This window comes from Halogranum amylolyticum (assembly GCF_900110465.1).
Taxonomy (GTDB): Archaea; Halobacteriota; Halobacteria; order Halobacteriales; family Haloferacaceae; genus Halogranum; species Halogranum amylolyticum.
Window position 1 is genome coordinate 492,401 of sequence record NZ_FODV01000003.1, and the last position, 18,735, is coordinate 511,135.

Here is an 18,735-nt window from a genome sequence, read left to right on the forward strand (position 1 = left end):
CGGTCGCGGCTTCGACCGGTCAGTCCAGCAACTCGGCGCGCAGTTCCTGCGGCCCCTCGACGACGACGTTCGCCATCGACAGATCCGTCTCGGCGTTCGCCTCGGTTCGGTAGCCGACGACGTAGGTGTCGGCGCGGGCGGCCGCCGTCGCGCCGTTCTCGGAGTCCTCGACGACCGTGCAGTCCTCGGGGACCGCGTCGACTTCGCCGGCGGCGTGTTCGTAGATGTGCGGTTCGGGTTTGCCGGGGGCGTCGATGTCCTCGGCACTGAGAACGAGGTCGAACGGACCCAGTTCGAAGCGATCGATCGTCGTCTGGATCCACGACTTGGGTGCCGAGGAGACGACGGCGAGTTTCGTCCCGCGGTCCCGGAGCGTCCCGGTGAGTCGGTCGAACCCGTCCATCAGTTCGACCTGTTCGCCGTAGATCTTCTTCGAGGTCTCGTTGTAGAGGTCGATGAACTCGGCCTTCGAGACGGTCGTCTCGTAGTTCGAGTCGAGATAGTCGTAGATCTCGCGGTAGTTCATCCCCGTGATCTCGTCGTTGTCGGGGCGCTCGTCCGCGAGCGTCTCCGGAAAGAGCGTCTCCTCTTCGAAGACGTGCCAGTAGTCTTCGGAGTTGACGATGACGCCGTCCATGTCGAACAGCACGGCACGTGGTGTGTCCATCGCAGTCATCGTCTGAGTGACCGTCCCGCTCCCACAAAGCGTCTCTGGCGGCGGCGGTTACCGCAGCGAGAGCCAGTTGCCGTCGCCGTCGGCGCGGTACGGCGTCCACGGCGACGTCGAGGTGTCCCAGACAACCGCACCCATGTCGTGAGCGTAGTCGCCGTGACCGTTCCACTCGCCGCTGGAGGCGGGGTTGCCGTCGTTCGTCCCCTCGCCGTTGAACAGCGTCCGGGTCCCGCTGTCGTCGAGCGCCGAGCGCGCGACCCCGGAGACGTTCGCCAGCACGGTCTCGGTCGCCCCGCTGGCGACGTCGATCCCCCAGTCGCGGTCGCCGTGGCCGACGACCCCGTTGAGGACGGTCTCGTTCCCCTCGACGCGGGCGATGGTGTTGCTGTCGTAGCCACCGTCGCGCTGGTCGAGCGTGACGTTCGCGACGTAGACGCCGTCGCCGGCGAGTCTGAGCGCGGCGGTGCCGGTGCTGCCGAAGTTGATGACGTCGACCCCGTTGATCTGGACGCCGTCACCGGGGACGCGGAACGCCTGCTGGCGCGTGTCGCGGACGCCGAAGTTGGTGAACATCGAGTTGTCGCCTGCGGCGTGGACGGCGGTCTTCGAGTCGACGATCGAGAAGTTGGTGTACTTGTTCTCCTGGCTCTTGGCGGCGTCGTGGAGGGCGATCCCCTCGTGGGTTTTCACGATGTAGCCGTCGGAGACCTCCGTGTGTCGGCACTCGAACTCCATCCCCGGCCAGCAGAGGTAGACCGAGACGCCCTCGACGTGGCTGCTGGAGACCTCGAAGTGGAGGCCACCCGCCTTGCAGTTGACGATGTGGAGGTCGGAGGCCTTCGCACGGGTGCCGCCGTCGACCCAGATGGCCCACCCGCCGCTGTTCTCGGCCCAGAGGTTGTGCATCCGCGTCCCGGACGCGGAGGGTTCGATGTGGATGGCGTCCTCCCAGCCGTAGCGGACGATGAGGTTCTCCAGGGTGAGGTCGATGATGTCACCGTTCGAGTAGAGGAGATGTCCCTTGGAGCGCGTCCCGTCCTCCGGGTACTCGCCGTAGACGGACATGTCGGTGACGCCGCCGAAGTTGCCGCTCTCGTCGCCGTTGGCGAACTCGATGAGGTGGCCGTCCTCGCTCCCCTTCGTGAGCGAGGTGGCGCGCGTTCCGGCCCCCCGGAGCCAGATGTTGGTCTCCTCGTGGTCGATGTCGGCGCTCGTCGTCAGCCCGTTCGAGCGGAACTCCCCTTCGTCGAACAGCAGGACGCCCGGCTCTCGCATCGCCGCGTCGTCGATCGTCCACGGGTCGTCGACCGTCCCGCTGCCGCCCGTGGCGAACATCGAGGCGACGCGGCGACCCGCGAGGTCGTCGAACTGTGCCCCGCCGGCGTAGGCGTCCAGCAGTTTCCACTCGTCACCTTGCCAGACGAACAGCGCACCCTCCTGTCGCCCCCGATCGACGAGGTACTCGAACCCCTCCTCGTCGGGTTCGTCGGGGCGACTCGCGAGCGGTCCTTTCGCGCGGGGGGTGTCCTGTATCATCGGGGCGGGCGTGTCGGTCGGAGAGGTGCTGTCGGTGAGGTGGGGCGTCTCGGTGCCGGTATCCGAGTCGTCACTGAGGCCGGAACAGCCGGCGAGTGAGGCGCTCCCGGCCGCCGCCGTCCCTCGGAGGAACCACCGTCGACTCAGGGATGGTTCGCGATCTTCGTCTGACATTGATCTTGTATTCTAACAATACTAACAAGTATCTTGTGGTTATTTTGATACTTCTTTTCACGGAGACACTGTCTAAACCTACAGTGACCGTGTGGGTCGAATTTTAAGACAGAAGACGCGTCCACCCCATTTCGTGACCGAAATGACACGGCTGTTCGCCGGCGACTGCACGACGACGTTCGAAGGAACCCGCGACAGGACCCAACGGGGTCACGTGGTGGTCGTCGTCAAACCCGACAAGACCGTCCTCGTCCACGACGCGGACGGCTACCAGCCCGTCGCGTGGCTGACCCGTGCCGACAGCGTGACCATCGAAGCCGACGACGAGGGGTTCGGCGTGACCGCTCGGGCGGGGGACCAGACGCTCCGCGTCGTCTCACACGCGGTGACGACCCGGCGGGACGTCCCCGTCTCCGCGGCGGGCGTCCCGGTCGGCATCTGTCCCGACTGCGAAGGGGCGCTCGTCCGCACCGGCGGCGACGTCCGCTGTCTCGACTGCGAGGCAAACTACGGCCTCCCGACAGGGGCGACGGTGCTCGACCGGACCTGCGAGGACTGCGGTCTCCCCTTGCTTCGAGTCGCACGCGGCGACGTCTTCGAACTGTGTCCCGACTACCGCTGTGACTCGCTGCCGGAGCACGTCACCGAACGGTTCGACGGCGAGTGGAACTGCCCGGACTGTGGCTCCCCACTCCGTATCGTCCGCGGGAAGGGCGGCCACCTCGTCGCCGGCTGCGACGCCTACCCCGAGTGCGACACGGCGTTCTCGCTGCCGACGGGCGTCGTCGTCGACGACTGCGACTGCGGGCTTCCGGTGTTCGAGACGGCCGCCGGTCGACGGTGTCTCGACGGGACCTGCGAGCAGTATCGGGAGCAGCGTTAGTCGGCCGCCGCCGTCGTCCGTGCGCGGACACAGAGCACCTGCGGCCGTTCGTCGCCCCCCCACTCGGGCGGGGCCTCCTCGACGTAGGCGGCCGGTGGCCGTGGCTCGTCGAGCGTGCCGAGTCGAAAGCCCGTCTCGATGACTGCTTCGACGACGTCGCTCACGGGTCGATGGTACGAGGTGACGGGCGCGTCCTCCCACGCCAGTTCCACTGGCGTCCGGGTCCAGTAGTCCGTGACTGTCTCGTACTGGCGGTAGTAGTGCATCGGGTGGACGATGCTGAAGACGACGACGCCACCGGGTTCGAGCACCCGCTGGAACGCCTCGAACACTGGCTGCCACGTCTCGACGTGGTCGAGGACGAGATGGCTGAGGACGACGTCGAAGCCGCTGTCGGCGGCGAACCCAAGTCCGTCGGTCAGGTCCGCACAGTGGAACGTCGCCCGCTCGCCGAACCGGTCGTGGGCGACTTCGACGGCGCGTTCGCTCGCGTCGACGCCGACGACCCCCGCACCCTCGTCGAGAAGCCACTCAACGTGGTCGCCGATGCCACAGCCAGCGTCGAGGACGCGCTTTCCGTCGATATCTGGAAGGAGTGACGTGGTCGCGGGCCACGAGTAGTACTGCTGGAGCGGGTTCGTCGCCCACGGACTCTCCCATCCCTCTTCACCGCTTGTCGCCCGGTCGGCCAGTCGGTCGTAACTGGTCGGTGCGCGGTCTGCGTCGGGGTCTTCTTCGTCGGAGACCATCGTGGGCTCCGTCCACGACTACCGGAAGAAGCGTGATATACTTTCTACCGGGTGGCAGCTCGCCTGTGAAACACTGACGTCGCCTCACGGCTGTGCCGACGCCGTGGGACACCGACGACCCTTTGTCGCTCTCTCCCGCTCCGTAGACCATGGACGGACATCTACGGGGCGACGTCGTGCGGGTCGGCGGCGACGCTCGCCAGCGGTTCCACGACTCGCGGGGCTACGGCCGACCGGCCGGGGGCAACGAGATCGATCTCTCCCGCGTCGAGGCGGCGCATCTGCTCTTCCGCGGCGACCTCGACGCCATCGACGGGATGGAGTTCGAGGAGTTCTTCGTCGCCTCGACCGGGGCGCGCGAGCGGTTCGCGCTGCGCTTCCTGGTCTACGTCGACCTCCGGGGACGCGGATTCTACCTCTCGCCGACGCGCAAGGGCTGGCCCGGCGCACGCGACGACGACGGCGACCTCCCGCTGTCGGCGTACGACTTCGTCGTCCACCCGCGCGGAACGGGTCCCGGCGAGGACGCGGTCGAACACCGCGTCCGCGTCGTCGGCGAGCGCCAGTCGGTTCCGGCGAGCGAGCTGCTCGCGGAGAACGTCGTGCTCGCCGTCGTCGACGAGGAGAGCGAACTGACCTACCTCGAAGCGACGAGACCGACGCTCGACGGCGCGACCGACTACACTCCCCCAAACTCGCTCTCCGGGGTCCTGCTCGAAGACCGCGTCGTCGTCTGGGACGCGCCCGAGTCGCTGTACGAGTACGGCTTCTACGGCCAGCCGTTGACGGGCCGCGACGCCGACATTGAGGGAGCGATCCAGCTCTCGCTCGTCGAGGCGGCGTCGCTCGCGGCCGACGGCGTGCTCTCGCTCGACGGCGCGGAAGGAGCCGACGCCCACGCCGCCGTCGTCGACTGCGGCCGTGCGGTCGAGGGCGAACGGTTCGACCGTCGACTGGCGGTCTACTCGACGCTGCGTGAGCGACAGATCGTCCCCAAGACGGGCTACAAGTTCGGTGCTGACTTCCGGACGTACGCCGAGGTGGAGTCGGTGTCGAACCTCAGCCACTCGGAGCACTTGATTCGCGTCCTTCCGTCGGAACACGTCTTCGCGCCGCGCGATCTGGCGCTCGACGTCCGCCTCGCCGGCGGGGTACGGAAGCGAATGGTTTTTGCGCTGACCGGCGCCAACGAAGGCATAGACTGGCTTTCGGTCGCCCGACTCACACCATGACCCGAGATACGGACCCCGAGACTGAGGAACCGACGCAGGCGACGACTGACGGTGGCACGGACGCCGACACCGCCGGTGCCGACGAGGTTCAACTCGACCCCTGGGGGTCGTCGACCGTCTCGGACTACCGCAAACTGTTCGACGAGTTCGGTATCGAAGAGTTCGACGAACTGCTCGACGAGGTGCCCCGCCCGCACTACCTGATGCGACGCGGCGTCATCTTCGGCCACCGCGACTACCGGCCCGTCGCCAGGGCGATGCGCGAGGGCGACGACTTTGCAGTTCTCTCCGGGTTCATGCCGACGGGTGACCCCCACATCGGCCACAAACTCGTCTTCGACGAGATCATCTGGCACCAACAGCAGGGCGGCGACGCCTACGGCCTCATCGCCGACCTCGAAGCGCACTCGGCGCGCGGACTGACGTGGGACGAAATCGACGAGCACGCCCGCGACTATCTCCTCTCGCTCATCGCGCTCGGCTTCGACGCCGACGACGGGACGCTCTACCGCCAGAGCCAGAACCGCGAACTCCAAGATCTAGCCTTCGAACTCGGCGGGAAGGCCAACTTCTCGGAGTTCCAGGCCATCTACGGCTTCGACGGCGAGACCACCGTCTCGCACATGCAGTCGGTCGTCACGCAGATGGCGGACATCCTCTACCCGCAGACGGAGAAGCCGAAGCCGACGGTCATCCCCGTGGGACCCGACCAGGACCCCCACGTCCGGTTCGCCCGCGACCTCGCCACTCGGATGCGATTCTTCAAGGTGACCGAGGCGTACCTGAGTCAGGAACTCGACGACGAGGAACGCCCGCTCGTCGCCGGCGCGTACAGCGCGCTCGCGGACGAACTCGACGAGGACGAGACGGTCCGCTGTGAGGATGCCGCCGATTGGCTCGAAGCCGAACTCACTCCCGACAGCGCCCGCGACGGGGCTATCGCCAAACTCCGCTCTGCCGGGAAAGAGCCGCTCCGTCCGCGGACGCGGTTCCTCGACCGCAACGCGACCGAGGGGGCGTTCGAGGCGCTCATCGAGGCCGTCTCCGGCGAGAAGCGCGTCTTCGAGGAGCACGTCGACGCCTTCGATCTGTCGAGAACCGAGGCCGAGGACCTCGCCCGCGAGATCGAACTCGACAACGGCGGCTACGGGTTCGTCCCCCCGTCATCGATCTACCACCGCTTCATGACCGGCCTCACGGGCGGGAAGATGTCCTCGTCGATCCCGGCGAGTCACATCAGCCTGCTCGACGACCCCGAAGACGGCTACGACAAGGTGAAGGCGGCGACGACGGGCGGTCGGAGTACCGCCGAAGAACAGCGCGAACTCGGCGGCGAGGCCGACAAGTGTCCCGTCTACGAACTCTACGCGTACCTGCTGTCGGGCGACGACGACGAGTTCGCCAAGAAGGTCTACGACGAGTGCGTCGGCGGCGAACGCCTCTGCGGTGGCTGCAAGGAGCAGGCGGCCGAGTTGATGCGCGAGTTCCTCGAAGACCACCAGGAGAAACGCGAGGAGGCCGAAGAGCTGCTGGAGGAGCTCGACTTCTCGCTGGAGTCGGAGCGACGCGGCGTCGCGCCGGACGGGGAGTGAGTGCGTCGACTGGCGCGACCGTAGGAGGCCTGCGACGAACTCGCACGGGTTCAGAACGTTTTTGTTACTCAACGGCTTTCTGCCCAGTATGACGTCCGAACCCGACGTTGTGAGGCTAGTTCGCGAACTGCCGACCGCCGGGTTCGGTTTCTTCTTCCGCGCCTGACGAGGACGGTGGACTACGTCGCCGTCGCGGTGCCGGAGTCACTCTCTGCACCGACGACCCGGCGTGCGAACCCGTTCGACTCGGCGCGGCGGTCAGGACGAGACGCCGACGCGACGTCGACGACTGTCCCGGAACTGCTAACTGACGACCACACGGTATCCGAACCAACGACCACATGCGACTCCCGGAATCACAGGTCGCGGTGTTAGAAGCCGCGAGCGCGACGGAGGAACAGACGATCGACCAACTGGCGGAGACAACCAGTCTCAAACCCGAGACGGTGACGGGCGCGGCGTTCGACCTCCGCGACGAGGGGTTGCTGGCCGTCGAAGAACGAACTGAGACCAGCGCCTCCCTCACGGACGAGGGTGCGGAGTACTTGGACGAGGGGCTTCCCGAGGTCCGTCTCTACCGCGCCGCCATCGACGCCGGCGCCGACGAGGACCCGGTCGAGATGGGGCAGCTCGTCGGTGCCTCGGGGCTCGGCGGCCCGCAGGTGCAGATCGCCCTCTCGAACTTCGCCCGGAAGGGGTACGGTGTCATCGACAACGGGAACGTCGAGGCGAACGCCGACGCCGACCCCGGAGTGGACGAGGAGGCAGCCGCCCTCGCCGCCGTCGAGGCCGGCGACGTCGGCGACGTCGACGACGACGTGCTCGACCGACTGGAGAGTCGGGGGCTCGTCGAACGCGACGAGCGGACGGTGCGCTCGGTGACGCTGACCGACGACGGCGTGACCGCGCTGATGGAGGGCGTCGAGGCCGCCCAGACCGTCGACCGCCTGACGCCCGAGCTGCTGACGACGGGCGAGTGGCAGGACGTCGAGTTCACCGAGTACAACGTCGAGGCCGACGCGCCCACCGCCCAGGGGGGGAAGACCCACATCCTCCGACAGACCGCAGACCGCGTGAAGGACACGCTCGTCGGGATGGGGTTCAAGGAGATGGAGGGGCCGCACGCCGACGCGGACTTCTGGATCAACGACTGTCTGTTCATGCCGCAGGACCATCCTGCGAGAACGCACTGGGACCGCTTCGCGCTGGACGTCCCGCCGATTCAGGACGTCCCGGAGGATCTCGTCGAAAAGGTGGAAGACGCCCACCGCAACGGCGTCGGCGAGGACGGCGACGGCTACCACTCGCCGTGGTCCGAGGAGTTCGCACGGGCCATCGCGCTCCGCGGGCACACCACGTCGCTGTCGATGCGCTACCTCTCGGGATACGCACAGGGCGACCTCGAACCGCCGCAGCGGTACTTCTCCGTCGAGAAAGTGTACCGCAACGACACGCTCGACCCGACCCACCTGCTCGAATTCTTCCAGATCGAGGGGTGGGTGATGGCCGAGGAGCTCTCGGTGCGCGACCTGATGGGTACCTTCGAGGAGTTCTACCGGCAGTTCGGTATCACGGACATCCAGTTCAAGCCGCACTACAACCCCTACACCGAACCGTCGTTCGAACTGTTCGGGCGACATCCGGAGACGGGCGAGATGATCGAGATCGGCAACTCCGGGATGTTCCGTCCCGAGGTACTGGAACCGCTCGGCGTCGACTGTGACGTGATGGCGTGGGGGCTCGCGCTCGAACGCCTGCTGATGCTGATGTACGGCTTCGAGGACATCCGCGACGTCCACGGGACGCTGTGTGACCTCGAACTGCTGCGGGAGACGGAGGTGCTTCACTGATGCCTGTCGTAGACGTAGACCCCGACGAACTCCGGCGACTCACTGGGAAAGAAGACAAGAGCGACGACCAACTTAAACAGGACCTGTTCGGCCTCGGCCTCGAGTACGAGGGTGAGACGGAGGAGGGGCTGATGCAGTTGGAGTTCGGCCCCGACCGTCTGGACCGCCTCTCCGTCGAGGGGGTCGCCCGGTCGCTGCGCTACCACTACGGCGACGACCGCGGCGTGTACGTCCCCAAGACGAACGACCCCGACTGGACCATCAAAGTCGACGAGTCGGTCCCCGACGAACGGCCGTACGTCACCGGCGCGGTGGTCCGCGGAGCCAACCTCTCGGAGGAGGGGTTAGAGTCCATCATCCAACTGCAGGAGAAACTGCACGCGACGATGGGTCGCAAGCGCGTCAAAGGTGCCATCGGCATCCACGACCTGACGATGCTGAAAGGCGAGATGCTCGGCGAGGAGGGCGGCAACTCCATCACCTACAAGGGTATCTCCCCCGACGAGGACAGCTTCGTCGCGCTCGACTCCGACCGCGAACTGACGCCCGGACAGGTGCTCGACGACCACCCCACTGGCCGCAAGTACGCCGACGTCGTCGCCGACTACGAACGCCTGCCGGCGATCTACGACGAACTCGGTCTGTTCTCGTTCCCGCCGGTCATCAACGGCCGTCGGACCGAGGTGTCGACCGACTCGCGGGACCTGTTCGTCGAACTCACCGGCACCGACCAGTGGACCATCGACCACATGTGCAACATCATCTGCTACGCGCTGGACGCGCGCGGGGCGACCCTCGAGCAGGTGGAGGTCGAGTACCCCGACGGCACCACAGTCAAACCGGACTTCGAGGTGCGGACGAAGACGGTCACCCACGAGCGCATCGAGACGATGCTCGGCATCGACCTCGACGAGCACGAGACGATCGACCTGTTCGAGCGTTCGGGACTGGATGCCGAGTCGGTATCGGACGTCGACGAGGTAGACGCTGAGGCGACATCGGACGTCGCCGAAGTAGATGCAGCTCTCGACGACGAGGCCGACGAACCGGCCTACGAGGTGTCGATACCGCCGTACCGCGTCGACGTGCTGCATCCCGTCGATCTCGTCGACGACGTCGGCCGCGCCTACGGGTTCAACGACCTCGTCCCCCGGTATCCGGACGTCGGCACCGTCGGCGGCCGCCACGAGCGCTCCCAGCTCGAAGACGCCGCGCGGCGCAGTCTGGTGGGACTCGGCTTCGAGGACCTGCTGAACTTCCACATGATCTCCGCCGAGGAGAACTACGACCGGATGGGCGTCGAAGCCGGTTCCGACGTGGTCGGTGGGGGCGAACCGGTCGACATCACCGAACCCTACTCCGAGGACTACACGCAGCTCCGCTCGTGGGCGCTCCCGTCGCTCATGATGGTGCTGGAGAACAACACGCACCGCGCGTACCCGCAAGATCTCGCGGAGATCGGTCTCGCCGCCGAGCGCGACGAGTCGGAGAACACGAACGTCGCCGAACACCGCTCCGTGGCGGGCGTGCTCGCCCGTCACGACGCGACGTACGAGGACGCGAAGGGTCGGCTGCAGGCGCTCTGCCGCGACTTCGACGTCGAGTTGACGACGCCGGCGACGGAGCATCCGTCGTTCATCCCCGGCCGCGTCGCGTCCGTCGTCGTAGAGGGTGAAGCGGTCGGCGTCGTCGGCGAGATTCATCCGAAGGTGCTCGTCGAACACGATCTGGAGCTTCCGGTCGCCGCCTTCGAGTTCCGACTGGACGCGCTGGCCGGCGAGTAGTCGTCCCGCGACGGCGACTCGCTCTCGACTGGCCGTCACTGAACGGTCGGCTACTCTGCCCGGGATAACTGCTGTGTATCTCTAACCGACCGCGGATTCTCATTGATAATTTTTCGCAATACTTGCGAAAACGTTACAACCCGTGTTCCCATCCGATTCTACATGGACGTTCCCGACAGACGGTTCGAGACGCTGAGTGTGACACACGGCGAACACGGATCGACGAGGAGCGACGTCGCCGAGGACGTCGTCGTCCCCATCCATCTCAGTTCGACGTACGCCGTCGACGGACTGAACCCGGACGCGGATCTCGAGTCGCTGGACCCCGACGCGGGCGAGTATCTGTACTCGCGGCTGTCGAACCCGACGCGGAACGCCTTAGAGCACCGACTGGCGGCGATGGAGGGCGGCGAACACGGGATGGCGTTCGCCTCCGGGACCGCTGCCGTCGTCTCGACTATCACCGCCGTCGTCCGCCCGGGCGACCATGTCGTCGCCTTCGAGGATCTCTACGGCGGGACGAAGACGATGCTTTCGCGGTTGTTCGAGGACCGACTGAACGTCTCGGTGACGCTGGTCGACGCCCGCGACCCCGACGCCGTCGCCGACGCGGTCCGCCCGGAGACGACGTTGCTGTGGATGGAGACGCCGACGAACCCGCTGATGCGTCTCTGCGACGTCGAGGCGATGGCCGACGTCGCTCACGACAACGGGGCGGTGCTCGGCGTCGACAACACATTCGTCAGCCCGTACTTCCAGCGACCGCTCGACCTCGGGGCCGACGTCGTCGTCCACAGCACGACCAAGTATCTTAACGGCCACAGCGACTCCGTCGGCGGCGCGGTCGTCACGGACGACACGGACCTCGCCGGCGAGATCCGGTTCCTCCAGCAGGTCGGGATGGGGAACGTGCTCTCGCCGTTCGACGCCTACATGGTACTCCGTGGGACGAAGACGCTCCCGCTGCGGATGCAGCGTCACCAGGAGAACGCGACGGCCATCGCCGAGTATCTGGAGGATCACGACCGGGTTCGGGAGGTCCGCTACCCCGGTCTCGACTCGCACCCACAGCACGACCTCGCCCGGAGACAGATGAGCGGCTACGGCGGCGTGCTCACGTTCGAACTCGACGCCGACCTCGACGGCGTCGAACAGTTCCTCGGCGCGCTCCGCGAGTTCCCGCTGGCGGTGAGTCTCGGCGGCGTCGAGTCGCTCGTCGAACATCCGGCGACGATGACTCACTCCCCGCTGTCGCAGGCCGAACGCGACCGACTCGGAATCTCCGACTCACTGTTGCGGATGTCGGTCGGCGTCGAACACGTCGACGACCTGCTCGCGGATCTCGAGCGTGGGTTCGAGGCGCTTTCGGCGGCGGAGACGACGGCGTCGACGGCCGACTGAGAGGGGTCGTCGGTCGCCGCCGGCAACCACGTTTATCGCGGTCGCACTCGCGTGTTGAAGTGTGACCGACGACGCTACCGACCGGTGGGAGTATCGAGCGGTTCGTCCTCCTCGCGAGGCGACGAAGAAAGAGTCGCGCGACCCGACTGACCAGTTGAACGACCTCGCCGGAGAGGGGTGGCGACTGGTCGAGACCGTCGAGTACGTCGGCGGCGGGACGAAGTACTTCGTCTTCGAGCGACCGTATCGGGGGGACGACGCGACCGAGAGCGAGACTCGTGAGCGGCGAAACCGTGAGTGACGACCGAGACGAAAACTCCGACGGGGGCGACTCGTCTATCAGCACGCAGAACACCATGCGTGCCCGCGCCGACGAGAGTCGGCTGAAGGTCTGGATGCTGCTTGGTGCGAACCGTCTCGTCGTCGCGGCCATCCTCGCAGCCGTCGTCTTCACGAGTCTGATGGTGCTGGCCGTGGTCATCTATCCGTCGCTGCAGGTGAGTCTCCAGCGCGGCGACACCCTCGAGACCGCCTTCACGACGATGGTCAGCGTCATCGTCACCGCGGCCACGCTCGTCGTCAGTATCAACCAACTCGTGCTCTCTCAGGAGAACGGTCCGCTGGGTGACCAGCGGCGACGGATGAGCAACACGGAGGACTTCCGGACGTACACGGAGGAACTGCTCGGGTCGACCGCACCCGCCGACCCCTCTCATCTCCTCCGTGCCCTCGTCGACGAGAGTCGACAGCGTGCGAAACGACTGCGTCGACTCGTCGGCGAGAACGACCGCGACGACGACCTTCAGGACCAGCTCGACGAGTTCGTCGACAGTCTCGAAGGGAACGCAGAGACGGTTCACGACCAACTCGAAGGGTCGAGTTTCGGGACGTTCGACGTGCTCCACGCCGCGCTCGACTACAACTACTCGTGGAAGATATTCCACGTCGACCGGATGAAAAACGAGTTCGAGGACAGCCTCAGCCGCGAGGAGGAAGAGGGGTTCCACGACCTGAAGACGGCGCTGGCGATGTTCGGCCCAGCGCGTGAACACGTCAAGACGCTCTACTTCGAGTGGGCGTTGGTCGACCTCTCGCAGTACATCCTCTTCAGCGCGATCCCGGCGCTCGTCGTCGCCGCGGCGATGTTCCTGTTCGTCGGCGAGGGGACGTTCCCCGGGACGACGCTCGGCGTCGAGGACATCACGTGGGTGACGGTCGCGGCGTTCACGGTGACGCTGCTGCCGTTCCTCATCTTCATCTCCTACATCCTCCGCATCGCGACCGTCGCCAAGCGGACGCTGGCGATCGGTCCGCTCATCCTCCGGGACTCCCAGCGCTGACCGTCGTCACGGACGGAGCGTCCCGGTCGGCGGACCGTCTACTCGGCTCCGGCTAACCGAGGTATTTAACCGCGACGCAGGCAGAGCACAACCCACGAATGCCGAGTGGAGAATACGACCCGGAGACCGTCGAACCCAAGTGGCAACAGCAGTGGGTCGAAGACGACACCTACGCCTATCGGGGCGAGGCCGTCGACCCCAACACCGTCTTCTCTATCGACACGCCGCCGCCGACGGTATCCGGGAGTCTTCACTGGGGACACGTCTACGGCTCGATCCTCCAGGACGTCGTCGCGCGGTTCAACCGGATGCAGGGGAAGGACGTCTTCTTCCCGTTCGGCTACGACGACAACGGCATCGCCTCGGAACGGCTGACCGAGGACGAACTTGACGTCCGGCACCAGGACTACGACCGCCGCGAGTTCCAGCAGATGTGCCGGGAGGTCACCGCCGAGTACGAGGCCGACTTCAACGAGAAGATGCAGGGGATCGGCGTCTCCATCGACTGGGACCAGACCTACCAGACCATCGAGCCGCGCGTCAAGCGCATCTCGCAGCTCTCCTTCCTCGAACTGTACGAGCAAGGGCGCGAGTATCGCCAGCGCGCGCCGGCCATCTGGTGTCCCGAGTGCGAGACGGCCATCTCGCAGGTCGAGACCGAAGACGACGAGCAGGCGTCGCACTTCCACGATATCGAGTTCGCCGTGGCCGACTCGGCCGAGCGGTTCGTCATCTCGACGACGCGACCCGAACTGCTGCCCGCCTGCGTCGCCGTCTTCGTCCACCCCGACGACGACGAGAACTTGCATCTGGTCGGCGAGGAGGCGGAGGTGCCGCTGTTCGGACAGACGGTTCCCATCCTCGAAGACGAACGCGTCGACCTCGACACCGGGACGGGGCTCGTGATGTGCTGTACGTTCGGCGACCAGACTGACATCGAGTGGTACCAGGCGCACGACTTGCCGCTGCGTATCGCCATCGACGAGTCCGGGACGATGACCGAGGTCGCCGGCGAGTACGACGGACTGCACGCCTCGACGGAGGCCCGCGAGGCCATCGTCGAGGACCTCGACGACGCGGGCGTGCTACTCGACGAGCGCGCCATCACCCACACGGTGAACGTCCACGAGCGCTGCGGGACGGGCGTGGAGTTCCTCGTCAAAGACCAGTGGTACATCAAACTGCTCGACAAGACCGACGAGTATCTGGAAGCCGGTCGTCAGATGGAGTGGTTCCCCGAGAAGATGTTCACGCGGTACAAAAACTGGATCGAGGGGCTCCAGTGGGACTGGGCCATCTCCCGACAGCGCTCTTCGGGGATCCCGTTCCCCGTCTGGTACTGTGACGACTGCGACCACCCCGTGATGGCAGACCGAGAGTCACTGCCGGTCGACCCGCTCTCGGACGACCCGCCCGTGGACAGCTGTCCCGAGTGTGGCCACGACGAACTCGTCCCCGAAGACGACGTGTTCGACACGTGGGCGACCTCCTCGCTCACGCCGCTCATCAACGCCGGCTGGGACTGGGACGCGGAGTCCGGCGAGTTCACGATGGAACGGCCGGAGATCTACCCGTTCGACCTGCGCCCGCAGGGACACGACATCATCTCCTTCTGGCTGTTCCACACGGTCGTCAAGTGTTACGAGCACACCGGCGAGGTGCCGTTCGACTCCGTGATGATCAACGGGATGGTGCTCGACGAGAACCGAGTGAAGATGTCGAAGTCGCTGGGGAACATCGTCTCGCCCGACGAGGTGATGGAGAAGTACCCGGTCGACGCCGCCCGCTACTGGGCCGCCGGCAGCGCCATCGGCGACGACCTGCCGTACCAAGAGAAGGGACTCGTCGCGGGCGAGAAACTGATGCGGAAACTGTGGAACGCGTCGAAACTCGTCGAGAGTCTGGCAGACGAGACGCCAGACCGTCCCGACCTGAAGCCCATCGACAAGTGGCTGCTCGCCGAACTCGACGCCGAGATCGAGTTCGTCACCGAGAAACTCGACAACCGGGAGTTCTCGAAGGCCCGCGACAGCCTGCGGAGCTTCTTCTGGCACACGTTCTGTGACGACTACCTCGAGATCGCGAAACAGCGACTCCACGACGGCGGCGACGTGTCGGCCGCGTACACGCTCCGGACGGCCCACGCGACGTTCCTCAAGCTGTTCGCCCCGTTCCTCGCACACGTCACCGAGGAGCTCTGGCGAGACATGCACGACGCCGAGACGAGTATCCACCGCGCCGACTGGCCCGAACCGCTCGGCGTGGAGGCGGACCTCGAAGCCGGCGAGACAGCGATGGCGGTCGTCGCCGCGCTCCGGAAGTACAAGACCGACCACCAGCTGTCGATGAACGCCGAACTCGACACGGTGCAGGTCTACGGCAACGTCTCGGGCCTCGAAGAGGACATCAGCCGCGTGATGCACGTCGACACGCTGGAGACGCTCGAGGAAGAGCCGGAGATCGAGTCGGTCATCACGGGTATCGATCTCGACTACGCACAGGTCGGCCCGCAGTTCGGGAGTAAGGTACCGGAGATCGAGTCGGCCCTCGAAGCGGGCGACTACACCATCGAAGACGGCGTGCTCCACGCCGCCGACGTGGAACTCGGCAACGACCTGTTCGAGGTCGACCGCGAGCGCAAGTACACCGGTGAGGGCGAGATGGTCGAAGCCGAAGGCGCACTCGTCATCGTCCAGAACTGAGCGACCACTCCGTCGACGTTTTCTTTCGATCGATCGTTACCCTCTCCATGAGTTACCAGTTCATCCCTATGAGTCGTGCTGACGCCGACCGGATCGTCGAGTGGTCGTACTCCGGACCCTACTCGTTCTACGACATGGCGAACGACCCCGAGGACCTCGAGCTGTTCCTCGACGAGTCCCGGTGGGAGGACCGGTCGTTCGCCGTCCACGACGACGACGGGCTAGTCGGGTTCTTCACGTTCGACGTCACCGACAGTACGACTGTCGAAGTCGGACTCGGGATGGAACCGAGTCGGACTGGTGAGGGAAGAGGAACCGTTCCACCAGGAGACGAACAGTGAAGAATGCGAGTTCGTGGCGATGTCGCGGTCAGTCGAGCTATAGATCCGCGCCGACGGCGTCCTCGACGCTGTCGAAGCCGTCGCGTTCCAAGAGATCGAGCAGCCCCTCGTTGATGTCGCGGGCGAGTCCCGGCCCCTCGTAGACGAGGGCGGTGTAGAGTTGCACAACGCTGGCTCCCGCGCGGATCTTCGCGTAGGCTCCCTCGGCGTCCGAGATACCGCCGACGCCGACGATAGGGACGTCGGTCCGCTCGGCGATGAACCGAACCATGCCCGTCGCGCGTTTCTCGATGGGCTTGCCGGAGAGGCCGCCGCGCTCTGCCTTCTCGGGACTCTTCAGCGACTCCGGCCGTTCAGTGGTCGTGTTGGTCGCGATGACGCCGTCGAGGTCGAGCTCGTCGACGACGGCGAGTGCGTCCTCGATGGCTCCCTCCGAGAGGTCCGGCGAGAGTTTCACGAGGAGGGGAGATGCCCCGGCGTCCTGCAAGGTTCCGAAGATCTGTTCGAGTGACTCCCGGTTCTGCAGCGAGCGGAGCCCCGGCGTGTTCGGGCTGGAGACGTTGACAACGAAGTAGTCGCCCGCGTCTGCGACGCGTTCGTAGGTGTAGAGATAGTCGTCTGCGGCGTCTTCCAGCGGAGTGACTTTCGACTTTCCCACGTTGATGCCGACGGGGGCGTCCGGGAGCGGTTCGGTGTCGAGACGCCTGCCGACCTCGTCTGCCCCCTCGTTGTTGAACCCCATCCGGTTGATCAGCGCCTCGTCCGCACGGAGGCGGAACATCCGGGGACGAGGATTGCCTGGCTGTCGTTTCGCGGTGACGGCTCCCACCTCGACGTGTCCGAACCCGAGTGCCGTGAGTACCGAGGGAAGTTCGGCGTTCTTGTCGAAGCCGGCGGCGACGCCGACCGGGTTGTCGAAAGAGAGACCGAAGCGGTCGACGGCGAGTCGGTCGTCGTCGACCGTGTACCGACGTCGGAGCAGGTGCTCGACCGGCGTGCGTTGAACGCTACGGAGGAACCGATGAATCGTGAGGTGTGCTGTTTCCGGTGGGAGCGCGAACAGTGCCGGCTTCGCAACGTCGTACAGACTCATTGCACGTGGTGAGTCGCTGGACCCGCATTAACCCGACGGAGCGGCCGCTGTCTCTGGCTGTCGTTCCGCACGAAGGGACGCTCAGAAGTCGTGCTCGACGTCGTCCGAGTCGGCCTTCTGGATGATGATCTTCCCGTCTCGGACGCGAACGAACACCTCGTCGCCGATCTCCATCCCGGCGACGGCGAGTTCGTCCTCGTGGAGGTTGAGGTGAACGTTGTGGTACTCGCCGTTCTCGTCTTTCGCACCACTCGGGCTGAGCTTCTTTTTCCGGACCATCGGGGGTGTCTACCGAAAGTTCGCCGTAGGAAATACATAAGTGTTGTTTACCTACGGCGAGTGTGAGGTCCACGAGCCGACTCTGTACGTCGCTACAGACTGTCGTCCGTAGTTTCACCGTTCGCTCGTCTCGCCGACGAAATCGCCCGAGCGCGGCGTCGTGGTATATAATCGTTTGGTTGAATTGACTTCATTTCGCCGATATATTTATGCTTGGGGATGTGTTCACTTGCCATAGAGGCTGAAACCATGGTACGTGACGACGGTAAACGGAACTTCGCGCTGCGTGAATCGAGCGGTGACGAGTCGAGCGTGTTCTCCGGGAACACACCGCGGCAGGCGGCGCTGAAAGCCGCTCGTCGACTCGAGCCGGGTGACTCCGAAGAGAGCGCACAACGAGTCGAACTCCGACTCCGGGAGAAAGGCACCGACAAGGTTCACATCTACGAGGGCTGGGCGTGGCAGGAGACCTCGCCCGACAACAAACCCGACTGGATGCCCGACACGATCACCGAGGCGAACGTCTCGAAGAAAGGCATCGAACATCTCGAAGCAGAGTGAACGGACGAGAACAGTAACTAATCATTCTTTGCGCGTGGACGCCGCACCCGACAGTGTTTTCCATCGGCTCCGACGACGTTCGGATGCGCAGCCGACACCCGGTCAGACCGTACGCGGGATGCGTGGGATGACCGACCGGCCTCCAGCTGCGCGATATCTCTCCACGTCGACTGCCGAGAGCGTCCCGTCTGACACTCTTCGACGCGCGGGATGAGAGCGTGTGTCTGAGGCGACTTTCTTCGGCACCCTTTTATGAGTCACAGCCATCGGAAGAAATGCGAAGGGCGCCCGGGTCTCCCCGGGCGTCCCGGACGTGCCTCGCCCGGTTCACACTGGTCGACGGCGCGCCCAGTTCGAGTTCGAATCCGAATCCCTTAAGTGGGAAACGGCACTCGTACTGAAGTACGCGGACGTCGGCGAAATCGAACGACGACGCCGACCTCGATTCGGTGCCCTTAAGTGGAAACGGGCACTCGAACACGATACAGACACACCGCGACTGCGGGCCGTTCAACTCGGCCCGCGCTCGGACACCCTGAACCAGA

The 18,735-nt window shown here is 65.5% G+C and carries 17 protein-coding genes; 11 read left to right on the forward strand and 6 right to left on the reverse strand.

The genetic code is table 11. The features are described 5' to 3' along the window. Positions 1–19: 19 nt before the first annotated feature. Positions 20–667: an HAD family hydrolase gene (locus BSG17_RS08540; protein ID WP_089822975.1), complete on the reverse strand. Its 648-nt coding sequence runs from the start codon at positions 665–667 to the stop codon at positions 20–22. A gap of 57 nt (positions 668–724) precedes the next feature. Then, positions 725–2,383: a right-handed parallel beta-helix repeat-containing protein gene (locus tag BSG17_RS08545; protein WP_089822977.1), complete on the reverse strand. Its 1,659-nt coding sequence runs from the start codon at positions 2,381–2,383 to the stop codon at positions 725–727. 142 nt (positions 2,384–2,525) lie between these two features. Between BSG17_RS08545 and BSG17_RS08550 the strand changes: the two genes are divergently transcribed. Continuing rightward, on the forward strand, positions 2,526–3,266 hold the full coding sequence (locus tag BSG17_RS08550) for a topoisomerase DNA-binding C4 zinc finger domain-containing protein (RefSeq protein WP_089822979.1): 741 nt from the start codon (positions 2,526–2,528) through the stop codon (positions 3,264–3,266). Here the strand turns inward: BSG17_RS08550 and BSG17_RS08555 are convergent. Further along, the gene (locus BSG17_RS08555; protein ID WP_089822981.1) at positions 3,263–4,015 is read right to left on the reverse strand and encodes a class I SAM-dependent methyltransferase; all 753 of its coding nucleotides are present in this window, start codon (positions 4,013–4,015) and stop codon (positions 3,263–3,265) included. The genes BSG17_RS08550 and BSG17_RS08555 overlap by 4 nt on opposite strands. A 149-nt stretch (positions 4,016–4,164) precedes the next feature. Here BSG17_RS08555 and endA point away from each other — a divergent pair, with 149 nt between their 5' ends. The 9 genes from endA to BSG17_RS08600 all read left to right on the forward strand — a co-directional run bounded on the left by endA (position 4,165) and on the right by BSG17_RS08600 (position 16,257). Then, positions 4,165–5,247, forward strand: a complete 1,083-nt coding sequence (endA, locus tag BSG17_RS08560; RefSeq protein WP_089822983.1) for a tRNA-intron lyase — start codon at positions 4,165–4,167, stop codon at positions 5,245–5,247. After that, on the forward strand, positions 5,244–6,839 hold the full coding sequence (locus BSG17_RS08565) for a tryptophan--tRNA ligase (RefSeq protein WP_089822985.1): 1,596 nt from the start codon (positions 5,244–5,246) through the stop codon (positions 6,837–6,839). Before endA ends, BSG17_RS08565 begins: the two co-directional genes overlap by 4 nt. A gap of 341 nt (positions 6,840–7,180) precedes the next feature. Next, positions 7,181–8,689 carry a phenylalanine--tRNA ligase subunit alpha gene (pheS, locus tag BSG17_RS08570; protein ID WP_089822987.1) on the forward strand — a complete coding sequence of 503 codons (1,509 nt, stop codon included), beginning with the start codon at positions 7,181–7,183 and terminating at the stop codon, positions 8,687–8,689. Continuing rightward, entirely contained in the window at positions 8,689–10,473 is a 1,785-nt protein-coding gene (gene pheT / locus BSG17_RS08575; RefSeq protein ID WP_089822989.1) for a phenylalanine--tRNA ligase subunit beta, read from the forward strand. Before pheS ends, pheT begins: the two co-directional genes overlap by 1 nt. Positions 10,474–10,635: 162 nt before the next feature. Then, complete coding sequence (locus BSG17_RS08580) at positions 10,636–11,874, forward strand: trans-sulfuration enzyme family protein (protein ID WP_089822991.1); 1,239 nt, start codon at positions 10,636–10,638, stop codon at positions 11,872–11,874. A gap of 61 nt (positions 11,875–11,935) precedes the next feature. Continuing rightward, positions 11,936–12,175: a DUF4177 domain-containing protein gene (locus tag BSG17_RS08585; protein ID WP_089822993.1), complete on the forward strand. Its 240-nt coding sequence runs from the start codon at positions 11,936–11,938 to the stop codon at positions 12,173–12,175. A gap of 55 nt (positions 12,176–12,230) precedes the next feature. After that, positions 12,231–13,214: a DUF7972 family membrane protein gene (locus tag BSG17_RS08590; RefSeq protein ID WP_394327960.1), complete on the forward strand. Its 984-nt coding sequence runs from the start codon at positions 12,231–12,233 to the stop codon at positions 13,212–13,214. Between the two features lie 98 nt (positions 13,215–13,312). Then, complete coding sequence (locus BSG17_RS08595) at positions 13,313–15,916, forward strand: valine--tRNA ligase (RefSeq protein ID WP_089822997.1); 2,604 nt, start codon at positions 13,313–13,315, stop codon at positions 15,914–15,916. Positions 15,917–15,963: 47 nt separating this feature from the next. Further along, entirely contained in the window at positions 15,964–16,257 is a 294-nt protein-coding gene (locus BSG17_RS08600; protein ID WP_089822999.1) for a hypothetical protein, read from the forward strand. 37 nt (positions 16,258–16,294) lie between these two features. Here the strand turns inward: BSG17_RS08600 and BSG17_RS08605 are convergent, their stop codons facing one another. Both BSG17_RS08605 and BSG17_RS08610 read right to left on the reverse strand, forming a co-directional pair. After that, positions 16,295–17,350 carry a quinone-dependent dihydroorotate dehydrogenase gene (locus tag BSG17_RS08605; RefSeq protein WP_089823002.1) on the reverse strand — a complete coding sequence of 352 codons (1,056 nt, stop codon included), beginning with the start codon at positions 17,348–17,350 and terminating at the stop codon, positions 16,295–16,297. An 81-nt stretch (positions 17,351–17,431) separates the two neighbouring features. Next, positions 17,432–17,629, reverse strand: coding sequence for a hypothetical protein (locus BSG17_RS08610; protein WP_089823004.1), 198 nt, complete (start codon positions 17,627–17,629; stop codon positions 17,432–17,434). A 249-nt stretch (positions 17,630–17,878) separates the two neighbouring features. On the opposite strand from BSG17_RS08610, the gene BSG17_RS08615 reads away from it, so the two are divergent. Further along, positions 17,879–18,190, forward strand: coding sequence for a non-histone chromosomal MC1 family protein (locus BSG17_RS08615; RefSeq protein ID WP_089823007.1), 312 nt, complete (start codon positions 17,879–17,881; stop codon positions 18,188–18,190). 250 nt (positions 18,191–18,440) lie between these two features. Here the strand turns inward: BSG17_RS08615 and BSG17_RS27470 are convergent. Next, positions 18,441–18,735 (reverse strand): hypothetical protein (locus tag BSG17_RS27470; RefSeq protein ID WP_211609088.1); only part of this gene is annotated, 295 nt, incomplete at its 5' end.